The organism is Bacillus sp. 22475 (assembly GCF_052044835.1).
Taxonomy (GTDB): Bacteria; Bacillota; Bacilli; order Bacillales; family Bacillaceae_G; genus Bacillus_A; species Bacillus_A cereus.
In genome coordinates this window covers 253,607-259,606 of record NZ_JBQENW010000008.1, presented here as the reverse complement: position 1 = coordinate 259,606, position 6,000 = coordinate 253,607, and the positions used below count along the sequence as shown (strand labels likewise).

Genomic DNA, 6,000 nt, shown 5'->3' with positions numbered 1-6,000 from the left:
CTGGTTTCCACCCCTGATTCTCTACCCAATCAATATTAACCTTATATTTTTTATTACTTTGTTTATCTCGTACATTACCGTAGGCTTTATTATTACCATTATTTCCAATAAAATCGAAAATCAATTGGCTCTCTGGAACATCAACAGCATAAGAGATTGCTTTTTTCATCTCACTCCAATCTACTGTTCCTTCTTTAAATTTCATATCAGGTTTTGCTCCTTGCTCTGTACCAATTGGCTTCCATGAAGGATTAGTTTGAGGATCCTTTTCTTGAGATACCGTTTTTTCTTCCTCTTTATTTTCAGTTCCGTTCGTTTTTACCGATTTTTCTACTTTTTGTTTCCCTTCTAACTGTGCTGCTTCTTTATCTTCAGTTTTCTTCTCTTCTATCTTTGCTATTTCTTTATCTTCAGTTTTCTTCTCTTCTATCTTTGCTGTTTCTTTATCTTCAGTTTTCTTCTCTTCTATCTTTGCTGTTTCTTTATCTTTAGTTTTCTTCTCTTCTATCTTTGTTACTTTCTTTTCTTGAGCAATTGCTTTCTTTGATGTATTAGAAGGGGTAAACAACTGGTATGTCACTATACCAACTGTCACTAATACCAAAGTAAATGCAATATTAAAAATTGCCTTTTGACGACGATTCTGTTGTTTTTCTTGAAATCTGCTTACTTGTCCCATTCTTCAAACCTCCGTTTTTACTTTCTCCTCTACTCTTTATGTATTATCCCTAAAATTCTTAATATTTTTATTAAACAATAGAAATAAACTACACTTTCCATACAGGATTTCATATCATAATATAATTTGTGTTTTTTCAAGTATCTGACATATGTTATTCAAAATAGTTTAATACATTAAAAATTGATAAGCTTCTGCACTTAAGAAACCTTCAATTTTATTCAAAGGTGATTCCAATTACGTCCACATTAGATCTCCTGTAGAAAGCTTTTTAACAATTAAGCCTCTTCTTCCCTTATTTATAATTTTTAAATTAAATTTCCCTCTATAGTATAATAAAGATGTTTCGTTTTCTAATGGGGTATGTCGTAAAATCAAAAGAGATTTTATCTCTTTTACCTTCTTTTCAGAGTAAATTTCACCACTAGGAAATTCTATTATTCCTAATGTAATCTTTAATTCGCTCTCATCAAAAGTCCACTCTTTATTAAGTTCTCTTATCTTTTGTATAAAGCTTCTTTTGGTTTGTCCTATATAGAGCAATGTTACATTCTTAGCATATACTCTAGAGATTGCAAATAGCCCCTTCTTAAAAGCTTCTTCCCTATTATAAAAATCATTTATACTATACATGCCATACCACTTAATATGTACTGTTTCTATGAATCTCACCTCGTTTTTAGACGATATTATAATTTCCGAATGTTCAAATTATTATAGGTACATATGCTTGATTACTTGAATTATAAATTGTGCTTTTCAATAATATATTTTATTATTACTAATTTCAATAATGAAGAAAAAATACAATATTATAGTTTAATTACAAAGCTGTATAAAAAACAAAGTGATGTCGTTCCACATATTTTCTTTTTTTACAATATCAAACTATCGCGAACAAAATTTAGAAAGTTATGGAATAAAAATAGAGATGTTTTTGCAACTCATTGATTTTTTACTAAACAAGTATAAAAATCAATAGTTTGAAAATAAACTACTGGCTAAAAGTTTACTTTCGATAAAATAAAAAAAGAACCTGCAAATCTGCAGATTCTCCTGATAATGATTTATATAAGTAAGACTCGAAAATATAATACAATGATTCAAAAATAAGTTCAAGTAAATCCAAGGAACCCGCTGGAGTTCGGGTTCGTTCAGAAGTGATGATGTTTCTCGGCTTCGCAAAGTGAGAAAATCCAAGAATATAATACATCGAGATTTAGAGAATTTCAATACTTAAATTAGGGGTTATTTTAATATGATGTAACATCAGCATTTTGAGGGAATAGCAATGAATACCTTATACATTCCCAGTCTACATAACGCTTTATTATCAGTAGAAAGAAAAAGTAAATCCCTATTTTCACAAGAAATCCGCCTTTTTACTCTATTCATTTTTTGATACATTCCTATCCACGGTTTTAGGGTTCTCTTTTGTACTGTGTTAGCCGAAAAATTTTATAAATCATAATTCGTTTTCCTTCCACCTGTTTCACCCTTTCTACACCCTAGTTTTACAAAATAAGAAGTCATCAAAACTTATATTTATTACTTTCTGTTATCTCCTCTCTCTTGTTCTATGCATAATCTATCCGAATTTTTATTAGCTACTAAAAAAATTTACAGGACGATTAAAAAAAGCCAAGTGCATTGCACTCGGCTTTATGGTCGATTAAACAATTTTACTTCAGACGTATTAAACTGATGTAGATAGTCTTTAGTAGAAGTATAGCCTGAATTCATGAGTGTTTTCTTTTCTTCTTCTGTGATATCGAAATTAAACGACGGCGTAAAGAATGTATTGATAAATACAGTGCGGGCAGCATCTTCTTTGGTTGTTTTTCCGCTCTCATGACCTTTGATCATCGTTTGAGACAAATTCCATGCAAAATGAATAAGAGAATGGCCAATATGATGTTCTGTTGAAGTTGCGATATGTTTTAACATGGCAATCTCGGCCTGAGATTCTAAACGGAAACCCAGTGTTTCTTTGTTGTAGACAATTTCATCTGCAGGATCAAAGAAAGATGCATTGTATTTCGTGTGTAAGCTTCTTAGTGTAGAATGATCCTCCGTATTGCTTACCAGTTTATTAACCTCGTCAATCGTATCTGTGGTCGTGAAGTGTTCTTCTTTATTCACAAAACTTTTCCGATCAAATAAACGAATTGGGTAGTTATCGAGTACACCTCCGTCTACATAATAATCTTTATCCCATTCCACAGATTTAAAAAAGAATGGGATGGACATCGAAATCCGCACAGCAACTACTAACGGGACATCAGGTGTCGTTTCGCGAGAAAACGTACGAAGCTGGTGTGTAGAAATGTTCGTTCCTTGGAAAAACACGTCTTTTCCTGTTTTGTCATATAACTGCTGAAAGGTTGTGTCCTTACTCCCTGTCCACTTTTCAACGATCTTTCCTAACCACTCAGTGAAGAAATCCCCTTTATAGATACCAAAACCATCAAAAAATAAACGAATATTATCTTGTACAATCGAAAAATCATCATCTTTAAACGCTTTGAAATTCATGTCTTTGTGGATTTTTACAAGATCTGCGAATGGAATGGAAAGACCTAAAAGTAATGCAGTAATCGCTCCTGCTGAAGTCCCCCCAAATCGTTGTATTTCTGGTAAAATCCCTTCTTCATTTAGTGCACGGATGGCACCAATATAAGCGCTTCCCTTTACCCCGCCACCTTCAAATACTAAGTTACGAAATGGATATGCCATTATATACCTCCAATAGAGAAATTTTCGATCTGTTATAGTATCGGAAGTATATTGAAATATATTCCAAATGGTATTAAGAAAGCTTCATGCCCTCCGATACATATGACGGAATTATCTTTATTCAATGGATGAATTGTTTGAAAGAGAAGGAATCTGCTTGGAATGGTAATTTAGTAGGATAGGAAACAGGAAACGGAGCGTGTCTTTGTATGCACTGACTAATACCCCTTTTTGAATCGTATATAACGTAACTTCTTTTCCGATGTATCCTCAAAGTAAAATCACGAGCAAAAAACCAAGAAACAATCTACATTTCATAAATCCCTCACCATCTATAACATACAATCCAGTGAAATAATTTGTTTCAGATACGTAGAAATATGATTTAACCAGCAATCAATAATCAGGTCTTCTTACCCTAAATATACCTGAATCTATTTGTTTCCATACCGGAAGAGTTAAATCATTTTGTTCCCATTCATGCAATTAAACGGATATGTATAATTGCATATCCATTAAATCGCTTTTAGTGCTATATTTTAATAGCGATGAATGCTATTATTTCATAAGTTGTCAACAAGCGTTATGTATGTATGAGAAAAAGGAAGGAGCCAAATAGGTCCCTTCCTTTTTCTACTAATTAAATAAATTACTCTCTGGTAAAAATTTAAATAGTGATGCTCCTTTACAAGCGTCTGATTATGCATTAAAAATGCTAGCTTTGCTTGCTGTCGGAAAAATTAAAGATGATAGCATTAAGTTATTAAGAGACAAAAATTCATCAACACGAAGACAGATTCGTCTTGGCTAGATAAATTTGGTGATAAATACAGGAAGTAACTCTTACGATTCAATGATTCCTTTTCCTGCCTTCTACCCTTGCCATTTCTGTTTCATGACTTGCAAATATAGATCTTCAAACTCATTAAAATGGACGCGAAAAGCACCTAATGTATCGATATAAGCAGTAATCACATCTTCTTTATTAAAATGGATCCCTTCCTGTGCTATATCATAGCTATCATCAAGGCTGTATAAATCAAAATATTCCTCTTCCCAATATACGCCTCTGTTTACTAGTAAACGAGTGGAGCAAGTAAGAGCTTGTTTCACATTACATTTCTGAGCTACTAACTTTTCATTTAAGACAGAAAGAAGGATATTTACCGAGTATTTTTCATCAACTATGCGGCTATATGACAGTAAAGCCGATTATATATATATCAGCTTTGCTTTAGACATTAAAGATATCTCCATAATTTCATATGGCGGGTGATCATTTGCTTCAATCAACCTATCGCACCATGAAATTACCTCCTCTCTATCCCAAAGCCCGCAGCCTAGTCCTAATGCATACAAGTGGGCTAACGTTTGATAAGATTTCAATATGTTTCACCTTCTATTTAACTGTATAGTGTTATTGCATTCATTTTGGAAATAATCACGTTTAGTAATAAATACAATAAGCTCCCAAAACGGACAGCTTATTTGCATTAAAAACGCTACACATGAACTTTTGCTTTTTTTCGACGAATAAGCCACCAAACTAAAGATAGCAGTACTAGAGGGAACGGAATTACCTGAATAAAGAAAAATACTTTCCAAAAATCGTGCATCGTACTACCAGGGGAATCTGTTGCCATCCCGCCAATAAAAAAAGACAATGGAATGACAAGTATATTTATACCTAAACTAATCATTAGAAATGATAGATTCCCCTTCCAGATTATTGGTAATGCAGCCACGATAAATAAAACCAATGCAGTACCCAGTATAAGAAACAGTGCTCCAAAAAAAAATACAAAGTATAAAATACCATTGATTAAAGGTTTCACAATAGCCCTCCTAAGGATTCATTCTATAGAAACACTCATGTTATTTAGAAAGTCAGGATGCTAAAACTCTTAGTTCTCTTTCAATTTCTTCATCGCTATAGTCTTCTTGTCTTCTACCATTTTATCAGCTTAGAATACTTTATCTACATGCTTATATTCTGGACTGCGTTAGGACATATGTTTCTATTGTACAACCCGCTAGCAAGAAACTCACACTTAGCCCTGCTAATACGATACCTTTAAAGGCTCTGTTCATATTCATTTGCCCCTTTTATCTTTTCGTATTTTTTTCTCCATCCATAGACAGTCCATTATGAACGTTTTCATTATAAGTATTGTCTGCTGTTACTGTTTTACTTTCCTTACTATCTGTTTCGGCCCTGATTCTTCTCGTTTACCGTTTCAGTATTACGCTTCAATTCGCATTATCATTACATAAAAAGGACATACCTATTCATATATACCCCTTTATTATTTTATATTGAAATAAATAATGGTTCAAAGTTATTTTGTAAGAATTATACAAAAATTAACAATTCATCAATTATCCAACAATAGATAATATGGATAAAGAAAAATACTAGAGAATATCACAGTGTAGTAGTCTCCTAGTATCTTTTCATAGTATTTTAACGGCTATGCAAATAAGGAGGGATAAAAAAAGACCTCTTACGGAAAGATAAGAGGTCATCAAGAAGATAAAAATGTTGTATTTGAAACACGCGAGTTTCTAATCCATATCATAACACG

General features: G+C 32.7%; 4 protein-coding genes and 1 pseudogene. All 5 read right to left on the bottom strand.

The window, feature by feature from the left end; translation table 11 throughout:
- On the bottom strand, positions 1-679 hold a 679-nt coding region (locus ACTJJY_RS15880; protein ID WP_440605948.1), incomplete at its 3' end, for a DUF1510 family protein.
- Positions 680-916: 237 nt separating this feature from the next.
- Positions 917-1,351 (bottom strand): sodium:proton symporter, encoded by a 435-nt coding sequence (locus ACTJJY_RS15875; RefSeq protein WP_440605947.1) that lies wholly within the window; start codon positions 1,349-1,351, stop codon positions 917-919.
- A 990-nt stretch (positions 1,352-2,341) separates the two neighbouring features.
- Positions 2,342-3,415: a patatin-like phospholipase family protein gene (locus ACTJJY_RS15870; RefSeq protein ID WP_440605946.1), complete on the bottom strand. Its 1,074-nt coding sequence runs from the start codon at positions 3,413-3,415 to the stop codon at positions 2,342-2,344.
- Between the two features lie 873 nt (positions 3,416-4,288).
- A pseudogene (locus ACTJJY_RS15865) lies at positions 4,289-4,801 on the bottom strand (protein kinase).
- Positions 4,802-4,917: 116 nt separating this feature from the next.
- Positions 4,918-5,250 carry a hypothetical protein gene (locus ACTJJY_RS15860; protein WP_440605945.1) on the bottom strand — a complete coding sequence of 111 codons (333 nt, stop codon included), beginning with the start codon at positions 5,248-5,250 and terminating at the stop codon, positions 4,918-4,920.
- Positions 5,251-6,000 lie beyond the last annotated feature (750 nt).

What these genes read in the sequence shown, in the direction of transcription:
- ACTJJY_RS15870 (WP_440605946.1), bottom strand. Translation starts at nt 3,415, where the DNA reads ATGGCATATCCATTTCGTAACTTAGTATTTGAAGGTGGCGGGGTAAAG.